The organism is Ruegeria sp. Ofav3-42, from assembly GCF_022347725.1.
Taxonomy (GTDB): domain Bacteria; phylum Pseudomonadota; class Alphaproteobacteria; order Rhodobacterales; family Rhodobacteraceae; genus Ruegeria.
Genome location: NZ_JAKRGB010000014.1, coordinates 124,524 through 138,306 on the forward strand (window position 1 = coordinate 124,524; position 13,783 = coordinate 138,306).

Sequence of the window (13,783 nt, forward strand, 5' to 3'; positions counted from 1 at the left end):
ATGCGCGTGCGGCCCGCTTGGCCCGACTCACACTCGTGATTTCTGATCCGGTGCGGATATTCCGTGGCGCGCAACCCTTGATAACGTACCGAACCAAAGGTCAGAGACACAGATGGCAAATTCGCCCCAGGCTAAAAAACGCGCTCGTCAGAACGAGAAGCGCTTCGCAATCAACAAAGCACGTCGTTCGCGCATCCGCACCTACCTGCGTAAAGTAGAAGAAGCGATCGCATCCGGCGACAAAGATGCTGCAACCGCAGCTCTGCGCGCAGCTCAGCCAGAACTGATGCGCGGCGTCACCAAAGGCGTTTTCCACAAGAACACTGCGTCGCGCAAAATGTCGCGTCTGTCGGCTCGTGTGAAAGCACTGGGCTAAGGCCCCAAGTTGACCATAGGTCAACTATCCATAGCTCTATTGTCATAAAAGCGTCACAATTCGTGGCGCTTTTTTTTTGCTGTTGCCTGAATGCCGCGCCTTCACAAATCTGAGAGATTCTTTCGGCCAAAGACCCGAGTCAACATCAGAGTTTCATTGCCGGGAACCGCAGCCTCTTGTTACCACTGATACAGCGATTCACTCGCTTGGGGGGACAGGCTGTTCCAGCGACCGAACTGACGGGCATCAGGAAGGTCAGGGACGAATGTTGGCAACTGGACGAATTTAGTTTGCTGATCTGCTATGGTCTTTGGGCAACCAAGGAACCAAGCCCTGTCGAAAATGAGATGCGACGCGCAACCCTGGTTCAGGGGCGTTCCTGATATGGAATGCCGACGATCTTGGCAGTGCGGGCATTCGATAACAAACCCGCCAAACTTTTGCGGTTTGGCGATGGATATCCCTATGCATGTGACTGCTCAAACCGGGGGACCGGAACATAGTAATAAGGCCGACAGGCCAATAAAGAATGGGATGCGTGAGGCGCTTAATGACACAAGAGAAATGGGGACTACTACGTAACAAGTTGCTCAAGGCGATCGGCAAGAATAACTACACCACCTGGATCGAACCTCTTGAGTTTCAAGAGTTGCAGGATGGCGTAGCTGTCTTCTCGGTGCCAACCAATTTCATGGGCAACTATGTTAGTCAGAACTTTGCGGATCTCATCCTGTACGAGATGAACACCGCAGGGGAATCGGTGCAGCGCTTGGCCTTTCGCGTCGCCGCCAACTCACCGGCGCGCCCGAAGGCCGAAGCCGCGCCCGAGCCAACAGTGACGCCAGAAGCACCCGCCGCTCCGCAGGTCGATTCTGCCAATGATGCGCTGGAATCCCTGCAAGCGGCACCGTTGGACGCACGCTTCACCTTTGACAGCTTTGTTGTCGGCAAGCCCAACGAACTTGCCCATGCCGCTGCGCGTCGCGTATCGGAAGGTGGTCCTGTGACCTTCAACCCGCTGGTCCTATACGGCGGTGTTGGTCTGGGTAAAACGCACCTGATGCATGCGATCGCCTGGGAGTTGAAAACCAAGCGCCCTGAACTGAACGTGCTTTACCTGTCGGCGGAACAGTTCATGTACCGTTTCGTGCAAGCCCTGCGCGAACGTCGGATGATGGATTTCAAACACCTGTTCCGCTCGGTCGATGTTCTGATGGTCGATGACGTGCAGTTCATCGCAGGCAAGGATTCGACTCAGGAAGAGTTCTTCCACACGTTCAATGCGCTGGTAGACCAGAACAAGCAGATCATCATCTCGGCCGACCGCGCGCCCGGTGAGATCAAGGACCTGGAAGATCGCGTGAAGTCGCGCCTGCAGTGCGGTCTGGTCGTTGACCTGCATCCGACCGACTACGAACTGCGTTTGGGCATCCTGCAGAACAAGGTTCAGCAGTACAGCAACACATATCCCGACCTGACGATTGCCGACGGTGTTCTGGAATTCCTGGCGCATCGCATCTCGACCAACGTGCGTGTCCTTGAAGGCGCATTGACCCGACTGTTCGCGTTTGCCTCGCTGGTTGGCCGCGAGATCGACATGGAATTGACGCAGGATTGTCTGGCCGATGTGCTGCGTGCCTCCGAACGCAAGATCACGGTCGAAGAGATTCAGCGCAAGGTTTCGGACTACTACAACATCCGCCTGTCGGACATCATCGGCCCCAAGCGTCTGCGGTCGTATGCCCGCCCACGTCAGGTGGCGATGTATCTGTGCAAACAGCTGACCAGCCGGTCTTTGCCTGAGATCGGCCGTCGTTTTGGCGGGCGTGACCACACCACCGTCATGCACGGCGTCAAGCGTATCGAAGAGCTGAAGACTACTGATGGTCAGATCGCCGAAGACGTAGAGATGCTGCGTCGGTCGCTGGAAGCCTGACTTCCTTCCCCTAACGCTCAGAAAACGCCCCGGACCCTCACGCCCGGGGCGTTTTCTTGTGCGCAATTGTCCACGGTTGGAAGTGAACTGTGCCCACGTGGCCACGTACCCCTTGACCCTTTGGGCATTCCGACCCAGAAAACCATAAAAAATCCTTGTGCCTCAGGGCGGAACCGCTAACGTGCCAGTCCCCGCCCATTTCGGCACGCAAGTCAGAGGAATTAAGGGTATGAAGATCAGCATCGAACGCGGCACCCTTCTCAAGGCCGTTTCCCAGGCCCAATCTGTTGTCGAACGTCGCAACACTATTCCCATACTTGCCAACGTGTTGATTGAAGCCGAAGGCGATCAGGCGATGTTCCGGGCGACCGATCTCGATATCGAGGTTGTCGACAAGGCGCCAGCTCAAGTCGAAAAGGCAGGTGCAACTACTGTTGCTGCGACGACGTTGCATGAAATCGTACGTAAGCTGCCCGATGGAGCGTTGGTGACACTGACTGCCGACAGCGCAGCAGGTCGTCTGACAGTTGAAGCAGGCCGGTCGAATTTTTCTCTGGCGACCCTGCCAAAAGAAGATTTCCCGGTCATGGCGTCCTCGGAGTATCAGTCGAATTTCACCGCTTCGGCAGCGCTGCTGCGCCGGTTGTTCGACAAGTCGAAGTTTGCCATTTCGACCGAGGAAACACGTTATTACCTGAATGGCGTCTACATGCACGTTGCGGACGGTTCCGAAGGTGGCAAAGTGTTGCGCTGCGTGGCCACCGATGGTCACCGTCTGGCCCGCATCGATGCGGATCTGCCGGAGGGTGCCGCAGACATGCCGGGCGTAATCGTGCCGCGCAAAACCGTAGGCGAACTGCGTAAGCTGCTGGACGATGACGAGATGGATATCGCCGTTTCAGTCAGTGAAACCAAAATCCGCTTTGCAACGCCTGATATTACGCTGACCTCGAAAGTCATCGACGGCACCTTCCCCGACTACACACGCGTCATCCCGCAGGGCAACACACGCCAGCTGGAAGTGGACGCTGCGGAATTCGCGCAGGCGGTTGATCGCGTTGCGACAGTTTCTTCCGAGCGGTCGCGCGCCGTGAAACTGCAGCTGGATGCCGACAAGCTGGTGCTTTCGGTGAATGCGCCTGACAGCGGCGCGGCTGAGGAAGAACTGGCTGTAGCGTATAACGACGAGCGGCTGGAGATCGGCTTCAACGCCAAGTATCTGCTGGAGATCGCCTCGCAGGTGGATCGCGAAAACGCGGTATTCCTGTTCAATTCTGCCGGTGATCCGACCCTGATGCGTGAAGGTAACGATCAGAGCGCGGTTTACGTTGTCATGCCGATGCGCGTCTGATCGCGCTGACGCGCGATGCCTCCGGCAGGAGTATTTTTGAAAAGATGAAGGGAGGGGTCATGGCTTTGACCCTGACCGAACTGACGGTCTCGCATTTCCGGTCCCACAAGCTAGCGCGGTTGTCATTGGACGGTCGCCCGGTGTCCATTCATGGTCCGAACGGGGCGGGCAAGACCAATATTCTTGAAGCTGTATCATTGTTTTCCCCCGGTCGCGGGATGCGGCGGGCGAGCGCCGCCGAGATGACGCGGCGGCCGGAGGGCTTGGGATGGAAACTGTCCGGGCTATTGCAGGCGCAGGACAAGCATTACGAGATCCAAACCTGGTCCGAGGGTGGCGCGGCCCGTCAGGTACGCATCGATAACAAGACGTCCAGCCAGATTGAGCTTGGGAAGCTGGCGCGGGTTGTCTGGTTAATTCCGTCCATGGATCGGTTGTGGATCGAAGGTGCCGAAGGACGCCGGCGGTTTCTTGATCGGATTGCACTGAGTTTTGATCCTACGCATGCCGAGGCTTCGCTGACCTATGAAAAATCGATGCGCGAACGGAATCGACTGCTGAAAGAGCAGGTGCGCGATGCCCACTGGTATGCGGCTCTGGAAGGGCAGATGGCGGATATGGGTCATCGGATTCATTCGGCCCGTCTGGCGGCGCTGGAACATCTGCGAAGCGCACAGGATCAGGCCGAAACCGCCTTTCCATCGGCGGATCTGGAACTGATTCAGACCGAAGGTGCAATGCCGGAAACTGCGGACGATCTACGAGAAGCGCTGAATGAAAGCCGCTTTCGCGATCTGGCGGCGGGCAGAACTTTGGTTGGTCCGCATCGGTCGGATCTGTATGGGGTGTTTGCGGCCAAAGGCGTTCCGGCAAAAGATTGTTCGACCGGTGAGCAGAAAGCGCTGCTGGTTTCGCTGATCCTCTCCAACGCGCGGGCGTTGGCGGGGATGGTGGGTGCGCCGCCAATTGTGCTGCTGGATGAGGTGGCCGCGCATCTGGACGCCGGTCGGCGTGCGGCGCTGTATGACGAGATTTGTGCGTTGGGTGCTCAGGCCTGGATGACGGGCACCGGGCCTGAACTGTTTACGGAACTGGGTGACCGAGCCCAGACGCTGATCGTTTCCGAAGGCGACGAGGGCTCAGTCGTAAGCTCTTAGGCAGGCTCGCTGACTTTGCGTTCCCACAGGAAGCCGCGCATGACTTCGTCGACCGGGGTTTTGGCCATGTGGTTGACGTAGTTCGACATGGTCTTCTGCGCGAGGCCCAGAACCACATCCAGAACGGCGCGGGGCGAATAACCTGCGTCAAAGAACGCCTGCAGCTGCTCTTCGGTCGGGTTGCCGCGAGAGTTCATGACTTGAAGAGTAAAGGTGCGCAGCGCTTCCAGTTTTGCGTTGGGCAGCGGCGTTTCGTTGCGCAGGGCTTCGGTAATGTCGTCGGAAACCTTCATCATCTTGGCGATGCCCGTATGGGCAGGGACGCAGTAGTGGCATTCGTTTTCCACGTTAATGGTCTGCCAGACGACGGTTTTCTCGTCATTGTCGAAATCGGTCTGCATGAAGAGACCGTGGAGAACCTGATAGCCTTCCAGATGCTGGGGGCTTTCCGCCATCACCTTGTGCAGGCCCGGCAGACGACCAAATGCGGCCTGCGATTTTTCCAGCAGTGGTTTGGACCCCTCAGGGGCGGTTTCGAGGTTGTGGGACGGGAAGTTAGCCATGTCGGAACTCCTTTTCTGGCGAATTGAGGCAGAAATAGTCTTTCTTGAGTGGTCACTCAAGTATATATTTGAGCAATCATTCAAGAATTGGTGATGACAATGCCGCGCAAACCCGAATATGACCGTGATGCTCTGATCGCTCAGGCCAGGGATATCTTTTGGCGTCAGGGGTGGGCGGGGACATCGTTGAAGGACCTTGAGCGTGAGCTAAAACTGAAACCCGGCAGCTTTTACGCAGCTTTCGGGTCCAAGGACGCGTTGTACGGATTGGCTTTGGAACGCTATGCGCGAGAAGGGGTTGCGCGGCTGAGGGCGCTTGCAGACCAAATGGGCCCGCTTGAGGCTTTGAAGGCGCAGCCACGTCTGGTCATTGAAGCCAGCGATGCCCCGGCAAAAGCCTGCATGCTGGCCAAAACATATGCTGAACTGCAGGCTAAAGATCACGCACTGGCCGAAAAGGCCGGCGTGTACATGGCCCAGATGAGGGCCTGTTTTGCCGACCTGTTTCAACGGGCGCAAGATGCCGGTGACATAGCTTCCGATCACGACCCGAACCGGCTGGCAGCACGCTACCAATCCGATCTTCTGGGGCTGAGATTGTCTGCGGAACGCAGCGACGTAAACGCGCAGGAGATTGCGGCGGATATAGCGGCTGATCTCGACCGGTTGTGAGGTTTCGGCAGTCAGCTGCCGAGCCACGTAAAAACGCGCATCCGCAACACAAAATGTTGGGGGAGCGCGTGACATTCCCCCCCAGAAAACGTATAAGTTACCAAAATAATATAGGTACTAACGGCATGTCCGAAGACGCACAGGCACCACAAGAATACGGCGCAGATTCCATTAAAGTTCTCAAGGGCTTGGAGGCTGTTCGCAAGCGCCCCGGTATGTATATCGGTGACACCGACGATGGCTCGGGTCTGCACCACATGGTGTACGAGGTAGTCGACAACGGAATTGACGAGGCTCTGGCCGGTCACGCCGACCATGTGACGGTCAAAATCCATGCCGATTCCAGCGTCTCGGTCAGCGATAACGGGCGCGGGATTCCGGTGGATATTCACCCCGAAGAGGGTGTCTCGGCCGCCGAGGTTATCATGACCCAGCTGCATGCCGGTGGTAAGTTCGACAGCAATTCCTATAAGGTGTCGGGCGGTCTGCACGGCGTGGGCGTTTCGGTGGTGAACGCCCTGTCGAACTGGCTGGAATTGCGCGTCTGGCGCAACGGCAAGGAACACGTTGCAAGGTTTGAAGGTGGCGAAACGACCGAGCACTTGAAAGTCGTTGCTGAATGCGGCGACCGGACAGGAACCGAGGTGCGGTTCCTGGCTTCGACCGATACATTCTCGAACCTGGAATACTCGTTTGAGACGCTTGAAAAGCGCCTGCGCGAACTGGCTTTCCTGAACTCAGGCGTGCGCATCATTTTGATCGACGAACGCCCGGCTGAACGGCTTGAAACCGAGCTGTTCTATGAAGGCGGCGTCAAGGAGTTCGTCAAATACCTTGACCGGTCCAAGACTCCGGCCATGCCAGATCCGATCTATATCAGGGGCGAGCGGGATGATATCGGCGTCGAAATCGCCATGTGGTGGAATGACAGCTATCACGAGACGGTTCTGCCTTTTACCAATAACATCCCGCAGCGGGATGGCGGTACGCACGTGGCGGGTTTCCGCGGTGCGCTGACCCGGACGATTAACAACTATGCGCAGTCCAGCGGTATCGCGAAAAAGGAAAAGGTCAGCTTTACTGGTGACGATGCGCGCGAAGGTCTGACCTGCGTGTTGTCGGTCAAAGTGCCCGACCCGAAATTCTCATCCCAGACCAAGGACAAGCTGGTCAGTTCCGAAGTGCGTCCGGCGGTTGAGGGTCTAATGAACGAAAAACTGGCCGAATGGTTCGAAGAGAACCCAAATGAGGCCAAGACCATCGTCGGTAAGATCATCGAAGCGGCGTTGGCTCGGGAAGCTGCCCGCAAGGCCCGCGAGTTGACGCGGCGCAAAACCGCGATGGATGTGAACTTCCTGGCCGGCAAGCTAAAGGACTGTTCGGAAAAAGACCCGACAAAAACCGAGGTCTTTCTGGTCGAGGGGGACTCCGCCGGCGGTTCCGCACAAACTGGCCGCGATCGGCAAACGCAGGCAATCTTGCCCCTCAAGGGCAAAATTCTGAATGTTGAGCGCGCGCGTTTTGACCGGATGCTGTCTTCGCAGGAAATCGGCAACCTCGTCATGGCACTGGGCACCGGTATTGGGCGTGATGAATTCAACATCGAAAAGCTGCGCTACCATAAGATCGTCATCATGACGGACGCGGACGTCGACGGTGCGCATATCCGTACTCTGCTGCTGACCTTCTTCTACCGGCAGATGCCGGAATTGATCGAAGGCGGATACCTCTACATCGCGCAACCGCCGCTTTACAAAGTATCGCGTGGCAAGTCCGAAGTGTATCTGAAGGATCAGGCGGCGATGGATGAATACCTGGTCAATCAGGGCGTCGAAGGGGCGGTTCTGAAGCTTGGTTCCGGCGAGGAAATCATCGGCCAGGATCTGACCCGCGTTGTGGATGAAGCGCGGCAGTTGAAACGTGTTCTGGATGCCTTCCCGACGCATTATCCGCGCCACATTCTGGAACAGGCTGCCGTCGCCGGAGCCTTTGTTCCTGGTGCGGTCGATGCCGACCTGCAGGGCGTGGCCGACAAGGTCGCAGCCCGTCTGGACCTGATCGCGCTGGAATACGAACGCGGATGGCAGGGCCGGATCACGCAGGACCACGGCATTCGTCTGGCCCGTATCCTGCGCGGCGTCGAAGAGGTTCGTACGCTGGACGGCCCGATGCTACGCTCGGGCGAGGCGCGCAAGACCGGTAGCTTCACGCAAAGCTTGCAAGAGGTTTACAACACTCCGGCCACTTTGATCCGACGCGACCGCTCGCAAGTCATCCACGGTCCTCTAGACCTGTTGCGCGCCATTCTGGAAGAGGGCGAAAAAGGCCTGTCCCTCCAGCGTTACAAGGGTCTGGGCGAAATGAACCCCGATCAGCTTTGGGAAACTACACTGGATCCGGATGCGCGTACGCTGTTGCAGGTTCGCGTGGACGATATGGTCGAAGCGGATGATCTGTTTACCAAACTTATGGGCGACGTGGTCGAGCCCCGCCGAGAGTTCATCCAGCAGAACGCACTGAGTGTCGAGAATCTGGACTTTTAGGTGTTTGTAGGGGTCCCCATAGCACTGCGGACTACCCATAGTTTTCGGATTCCGCCCATAGTTCTGCGGGGGGCTTGCTGGCCTATTTTTCGTAGTTGAGCATATAAGGCGGCAAAGAAGAAATTTTCAGAACTCAGCGAGGCTCCGGATGATCAAGTGGCTACTTTCCGCAACTGTAGTGCTTCTGCCCGGGTTTGTTCATGCAGCCGGGATGGAAAAGTGGGGAGAAGCTGGCGACTGGGCAATCCTCATCGATCCGGAAAAAGGCAACGGTTGTCTTGCGTGGAGAGCCTTTGAAGACGACATGACAGTAGAAATTGGCGCTGCACCCAACCGGGCTGGCGGCTTTTTTGCCGCCTACAATCCGGCCTGGGTTCAAGTCGAGGACGGTGCGACAGGCATAGTAAGATTTGATTTTGGTGATGCGCAGTTCGAAGGTGAGGCTGTAGGTGTTTACAAAAATGGCGTGCCCGGTGGCTACGCCTTTTTCGACAACCCGGCGTTTGTAACCGAGTTTGGAAAACGCCAAAGCGTTACTATCATTGGCGAAAGCGGAACCGAAGTCGAACTCGATTTGAGCGGATCCGCAAAAGCCATTGAGGCCGTTCTGGAGTGCCAGGCCGAACAGCCAGAACCGCTGAAGAATTAGGTTGCGACCGACTACTGCAATTGGTTGATGTCTGGCACGCAAGGTTGCCTGTTTACCGGCATTGCATCGGTGCCCTCCGGAGCCTTGTTCCTAGAACCGCCCACATCCAGCTTAAACTTCGGTGATGAAAGCTGACCTGTCACATCAAACGGCCAAGCACTTCGGGATAGAGGTTTGCCGACACGTCGTGGCTCTGCTCGTATCGATATTGTATCGTTCACCCAATCGACCTGCCCGCGGGCCACCAATTGAACCGAACCTGTCTCAATTACGATGGAGTTTGTGCTTACCCGCCCGGCTTCAATGTTAACAGGGGCCACGACGCAAGTGATGTCGGTGTAACCTTGCCGCAGCTCTTCAGAGAACAACCAAGGGAAAATACCAAGCCCCGCCAACTCCAGCAAACTGGTGCTGATGTAGCCTTGAGACATCGACAAAGACGCATTGCCACGCATGGAGTTGATGAAGGCCCTGCCAGAAGCGGTACTGCCCGAAACGTTGAATTCACCGCTCAAACGCCCATAGGCATCAATTCCAATCCCTAACTCATCAAGGATCTCGCCGAACTCCCATCCTGATGTCGATCCCGACAATGAAAGCCAATCAGGTGAGTCAATCAGATCCATGACCGCCCGCAGGCTGAAGTTTCCGCCGCCATAAGCCATCTGGAGAGGACCGAAATCCACGGTTCCTTCCTTTGCAGACAATTGGCTTGAGACAGATGTTACACCCTGTTGACCCACAATCTCTTTGAAGTCGATTTGCACCTCGACGTCAGCCTCTTTCAGTACACGCTGCACATCCAGAAGATCGGCGGGTTTCCCTTTCTCCTTTGGCAACACCAAGGGCTGGACATCAGTCTCCTTCGGCAAAACCAAAGGCTGAACTTCGGCTTCGAGTTCTTTTGAGGCCTCCCCTACCAAGCTCTTTAGCTGGTCCAGCGTGGCAGTCAGGTTTTTCAGGTCGTTGAGATCGAGCCTCTCGCTTGTAATATTGCCGCGAACAACAGAAGAGCCATCCGGAAATTTTGCATCCAAAGCCGCTAGAAGCTGCGAAGAGCCAGCTTCGAACTCGATTGCTGCATTAAAGTCCTCACCCTGCTTTGAGGTTTCAGCATCAATGGCGAGTGCGCCAATTTCGATAGGTTTCAGGTTGAGCGCGGTCAGAAACTGCGCACCATCGCCCACATCCAGGTTCACGTCGAAATCAAGCCCGGCCAGCCCTTTGAGCTCATTGACCGACAACGCAAGGTCGAGCGCCCAAAGATCGGTGTCATAGCTGGTCGCGTTGAACCGATTTAGTGATACCGGGCCTCCCGCATTGGATATGCTGAAGTCCGCCTTAATGCCGCCAAACTGGTCGACAAAACCTTCGTCGAGGTCCGGTAAAATCAATTTGGCGGGCCCGTTTAGCGAGCCATCGAAACTCACGTCCTGAAGCTGAAGCAGGTCGAGTATTTCACCCTCGGCTTTTAGAACCGGCTCCTCGATTGGGCCGGCTTGCAAGTTAATGCCCAACATCGCGAGGCGGCCATCCGGCATGCGGCGAATGCTCTCGATAGAGGCTGGACCGATCACATCCAGCCCTTGGTCAAAGGCGTTGGTTTCGAACAGTAGTTTCTCGAATTCGAAGGAGGCGAGGGATCCAACCATATGCATTTCAAAGCCCGTAAACTTGAGCTCTTGAATACTCTTTGCCGATTGTGGCGGTTGTCCCTCTGGGTGAAGTCGCGCATTGAAAAGCAGATCGACACCTTGAGCTGTATAGAGATCATCAATCGAACCTTCAGCTTCGAGTTTTTGTCCGTCTTCAAGGCTTACGGTTGTTGTAAATGCTTCGATCTTCAGCGCGTCCTGAGAAACGAGTTCAGCCTGCAACTGGCCATTACCTTCCAGAACTCGTTCCAACCCCATGACATCGAGAAAGTCACCGAATTCACCAGTATCCATCTCCAGGACAGCCCGGTAACCGCCACCTTCCTCTTCCGCGAATGGCTCGCCATCGTAGCGGACAGTCATTTCTCCAAAACTGGCCCGCGTCGTAAACGGCGCGTCATGGGGATAGTCGCCCTCGATTTCGAACCCTTGACCGTTGACGGAGCCTGTCCCCGAGACCATTGTCCTTTGTTCATCAGCTGCTTGTTCGAGGGCGAGCGACTGAAGATCAAACACAAACGAAAAGCCTGAAACCTGGTCGTCAACGTTCAAACCGATGGATGTGAAGCTGACGTTCTTGTCGCTGAGAAAGGTAAGAATCCCACTGCTTTCTTTGCCACCATCTTCGGACGTCTCGATTTCGGCCTCAGCATCCTGATTGCCCTCTGCCAGCGACCCGTTGGTTTGAGGCGCTGGCATTGGTCGGCGTTTTCGCCAGCTTGTTGTGCCATCAGAGGCTGTAAGAAAGTTTGCCTGGAGACCGTCCACCAAAAGGTTGTCAAAGTGTAGACGTCCGTTGGCCAGCGCGGCAACGTCCAGTTCCAACTCAAGGAGCTTTAATTCTGCAAGAGATGTATCTGGCAGCGTCTCGCTGGGGATTACAACGCCACCGACATAGATGTGGGTAATGCGACCAAGTGCGACGCTCACATCGTCGTTGATCAGAAGCGGCTGCCCAATTTGTTCCGAAAGAACCATTTCCGCAAGGTTGCGTCGCATATCTGAGAACAACGGCGCAGCAAGTAGCAACCAAGCAAAAGCGATTGCTGCAAAAGCGAGAAGCGCAACGAGTCCAATTATCCTAAACAGCCAAGTTCTCATGCGTTCCCCTGTTTTGGCTTTCAAATTTTAGTCTATCCGCAAATCTGAAATCACCAATCCCTCTGACCACAATAGACAAAACGAAACCAGCCGCGCGTCGAGCGCGGAAGGTTCTGATTGAAGACGGTTTAGGATTGGAACTTTTGAATGCCGAAAGAATTTGAAGGTCGAACAATCGACATGTGTCCGGGAAAAGGCAGCCCATATCGACTTCTGGAAATGGCTGGGGACCAGGTTCAGAGATAAGCAACCAAACCTCGAATTCTGAGGAGAATTTTCGCAAGTATCTCAAATGGTCCGGCTTCAGGACTGTAGACTGTGGCTGAGCCAACCATGCCAAGGTTTGCCGCATGTGCCGGTAGATCAACCGGCCACTCCAGAATTACCAGGACTTCAGAGCTTGATCCTATGGAAGCGGCAGAGAGTAGATCTGAACTCACCGGTATTTGCCCGCCTGACGTGCCCGGAGAGATCAGCGAAACGCTGGAGGACAGGATCTTTCCAGGAGCCGCGTCCAGAACAAGTTCCGCTGGCATGCCTGCTGTCAACGCACCTGATCCGTTTTGTTTAAACACGCCAACCAAGCGTAAAGAGTCTGCTTCGATGAAGGGCATGACTGACGCCGTGGATCTAACCTGATTGCCCGGCGACAGGTTCACGGCCGTAACGATCCCGTCCTGCGGTGCAAGTATTGTGGTGTCTTCCAAGTCAATCTGTGCCGAGCGTATCCGCGCGGCGTTATCCGCATTCATGAGGGTGCTTGGTACGGGCCAGTCGACGCAACACCCGGTGCCCTCGATACGTATGGTGACCCCAACACAGTCACATTGGATGTAGGGGCTTCAAAACTGTCACAAGCGACTTCAGCCAATACCTGTATTGTTGAGATGGAGAAGTTTGAAGGAGAAGTTCCACCAGTGACCGCTTTTGGTGGGCCGATTTCTGTATGAAAGATGTTTCTCCAGAACTGATGCACTTTCTGTCGACTGCGTTTGCCCAAGAACTTGACGCGGCAACCATCGCCGCGTGCCGCCGTGGTGTCGCAGATGAACTATTGCGTGACCTACCCCAAGCGGACCGACTGATAGAAGAAATGAGGACGTGGTCCGACACGCAGCAAACGCAAAAAACGCTCGCAACGAGCTATGGAAGTGTCTTTCTCTCTGGTGGAAGGGAGGCCGCTCCGCTCTATGCTTCCGCGTGGCAAGGGAACGGGACACTCATGTCCGCCCCTCATTGGAGAATGCAGTTGTTGCTAAAGCAAGCTGGTAAAGAAGTAGCCACTGGTTTTTCGGAGCCTGCTGATCACCTCGCCGTAATGCTAGAGTATCTCGCGATGTGTTTGGAAAGGCATCATGGGACAATCGACGCCGCGCAATTTGCCTCCGAGGATTTGTTGCCTTGGTACCGTGCCTTCGCGACAAAGGTGCACGGGCATATTTGGTCCGCTCCGTTTTACCAGTCACTTGTATCGTTAACAGAATCCATAGTGGAACAATGCATGTTGGTTCCAGAAGAAAATAAATAGATCTCAACCTGTTAACTGGGACAGTTTCGCGAAATCCAATCAACGGAAAGAAGAACCCAATTGCAGCCATGCAAACTTATGGGCAAATACCGCGCAAGATTACGGGCGAGCACACTCGAATTTCCTAGGGTCAGGATCTGTAATTTGTGGAGCTCGGCGGTGTTTCCCTTGAGGGTTTCAAGGATCTGTCCGCACTGATTGCTGTGAGGCGACCGTGCTGTATCGGGTTTCACAAGGCCGAACGTTGCATTG

Annotated in this window: 11 protein-coding genes; 8 read left to right on the top strand and 3 right to left on the bottom strand. The window is 55.5% G+C overall.

Features of this window, described 5'->3' with window-relative positions:
• The first annotated feature begins 112 nt into the window (after window positions 1-112).
• From rpsT to recF, 4 genes are all read left to right on the top strand, one after another.
• Complete coding sequence (gene rpsT, locus MHN28_RS18985; RefSeq protein WP_170351928.1) at window positions 113-376, top strand: 30S ribosomal protein S20; 264 nt, start codon at window positions 113-115, stop codon at window positions 374-376.
• A 550-nt stretch (window positions 377-926) separates the two neighbouring features.
• Window positions 927-2,312: a chromosomal replication initiator protein DnaA gene (dnaA, locus tag MHN28_RS18990; RefSeq protein WP_239344145.1), complete on the top strand. Its 1,386-nt coding sequence runs from the start codon at window positions 927-929 to the stop codon at window positions 2,310-2,312.
• Between the two features lie 229 nt (window positions 2,313-2,541).
• Window positions 2,542-3,663 carry a DNA polymerase III subunit beta gene (gene dnaN / locus MHN28_RS18995; RefSeq protein ID WP_239344146.1) on the top strand — a complete coding sequence of 374 codons (1,122 nt, stop codon included), beginning with the start codon at window positions 2,542-2,544 and terminating at the stop codon, window positions 3,661-3,663.
• Window positions 3,664-3,722: 59 nt separating this feature from the next.
• A complete protein-coding gene (gene recF, locus MHN28_RS19000; RefSeq protein ID WP_239344147.1) occupies window positions 3,723-4,820 on the top strand; it encodes a DNA replication/repair protein RecF in 1,098 nt (365 codons plus the stop codon).
• Here the strand turns inward: recF and MHN28_RS19005 are convergent.
• Window positions 4,817-5,383 (bottom strand): carboxymuconolactone decarboxylase family protein, encoded by a 567-nt coding sequence (locus MHN28_RS19005; protein ID WP_239344148.1) that lies wholly within the window; start codon window positions 5,381-5,383, stop codon window positions 4,817-4,819. The two genes, recF and MHN28_RS19005, sit on opposite strands and share 4 nt — an antisense overlap.
• A gap of 99 nt (window positions 5,384-5,482) precedes the next feature.
• Here MHN28_RS19005 and MHN28_RS19010 point away from each other — a divergent pair, with 99 nt between their 5' ends.
• The 3 genes from MHN28_RS19010 to MHN28_RS19020 all read left to right on the top strand — a co-directional run bounded on the left by MHN28_RS19010 (window position 5,483) and on the right by MHN28_RS19020 (window position 9,247).
• Complete coding sequence (locus MHN28_RS19010) at window positions 5,483-6,055, top strand: TetR/AcrR family transcriptional regulator (RefSeq protein WP_239344149.1); 573 nt, start codon at window positions 5,483-5,485, stop codon at window positions 6,053-6,055.
• Window positions 6,056-6,180: 125 nt separating this feature from the next.
• A complete protein-coding gene (gene gyrB, locus MHN28_RS19015) occupies window positions 6,181-8,598 on the top strand; it encodes a DNA topoisomerase (ATP-hydrolyzing) subunit B (RefSeq protein WP_239344150.1) in 2,418 nt (805 codons plus the stop codon).
• A 148-nt stretch (window positions 8,599-8,746) separates the two neighbouring features.
• A complete protein-coding gene (locus MHN28_RS19020; RefSeq protein ID WP_239344151.1) occupies window positions 8,747-9,247 on the top strand; it encodes a hypothetical protein in 501 nt (166 codons plus the stop codon).
• A gap of 11 nt (window positions 9,248-9,258) precedes the next feature.
• Here the strand turns inward: MHN28_RS19020 and MHN28_RS19025 are convergent, their stop codons facing one another.
• Window positions 9,259-12,003, bottom strand: a complete 2,745-nt coding sequence (locus MHN28_RS19025) for an AsmA-like C-terminal region-containing protein (protein WP_239344152.1) — start codon at window positions 12,001-12,003, stop codon at window positions 9,259-9,261.
• A gap of 236 nt (window positions 12,004-12,239) precedes the next feature.
• Window positions 12,240-12,755 (bottom strand): HlyD family efflux transporter periplasmic adaptor subunit, encoded by a 516-nt coding sequence (locus MHN28_RS19030; protein ID WP_239344153.1) that lies wholly within the window; start codon window positions 12,753-12,755, stop codon window positions 12,240-12,242.
• 194 nt (window positions 12,756-12,949) lie between these two features.
• Between MHN28_RS19030 and MHN28_RS19035 the strand changes: the two genes are divergently transcribed.
• Complete coding sequence (locus MHN28_RS19035) at window positions 12,950-13,531, top strand: molecular chaperone TorD family protein (RefSeq protein WP_239344154.1); 582 nt, start codon at window positions 12,950-12,952, stop codon at window positions 13,529-13,531.
• The last annotated feature ends 252 nt before the right edge of the window (window positions 13,532-13,783 follow it).

Excerpts from the sequence above, each read along its gene's own strand:
- gyrB (WP_239344150.1), top strand. The coding sequence starts at position 6,181 with ATGTCCGAAGACGCACAGGCACCACAAGAATACGGCGCAGATTCCATT.
- MHN28_RS19005 (WP_239344148.1), bottom strand. The coding sequence starts at position 5,383 with ATGGCTAACTTCCCGTCCCACAACCTCGAAACCGCCCCTGAGGGGTCC.
- rpsT (WP_170351928.1), top strand. The coding sequence starts at position 113 with ATGGCAAATTCGCCCCAGGCTAAAAAACGCGCTCGTCAGAACGAGAAG.
- MHN28_RS19020 (WP_239344151.1), top strand. The coding sequence starts at position 8,747 with ATGATCAAGTGGCTACTTTCCGCAACTGTAGTGCTTCTGCCCGGGTTT.
- recF (WP_239344147.1), top strand. The coding sequence starts at position 3,723 with ATGGCTTTGACCCTGACCGAACTGACGGTCTCGCATTTCCGGTCCCAC.
- MHN28_RS19035 (WP_239344154.1), top strand. The coding sequence starts at position 12,950 with ATGAAAGATGTTTCTCCAGAACTGATGCACTTTCTGTCGACTGCGTTT.
- dnaN (WP_239344146.1), top strand. The coding sequence starts at position 2,542 with ATGAAGATCAGCATCGAACGCGGCACCCTTCTCAAGGCCGTTTCCCAG.
- MHN28_RS19030 (WP_239344153.1), bottom strand. The coding sequence starts at position 12,755 with ATGAATGCGGATAACGCCGCGCGGATACGCTCGGCACAGATTGACTTG.
- MHN28_RS19010 (WP_239344149.1), top strand. The coding sequence starts at position 5,483 with ATGCCGCGCAAACCCGAATATGACCGTGATGCTCTGATCGCTCAGGCC.
- MHN28_RS19025 (WP_239344152.1), bottom strand. The coding sequence starts at position 12,003 with ATGAGAACTTGGCTGTTTAGGATAATTGGACTCGTTGCGCTTCTCGCT.
- dnaA (WP_239344145.1), top strand. The coding sequence starts at position 927 with ATGACACAAGAGAAATGGGGACTACTACGTAACAAGTTGCTCAAGGCG.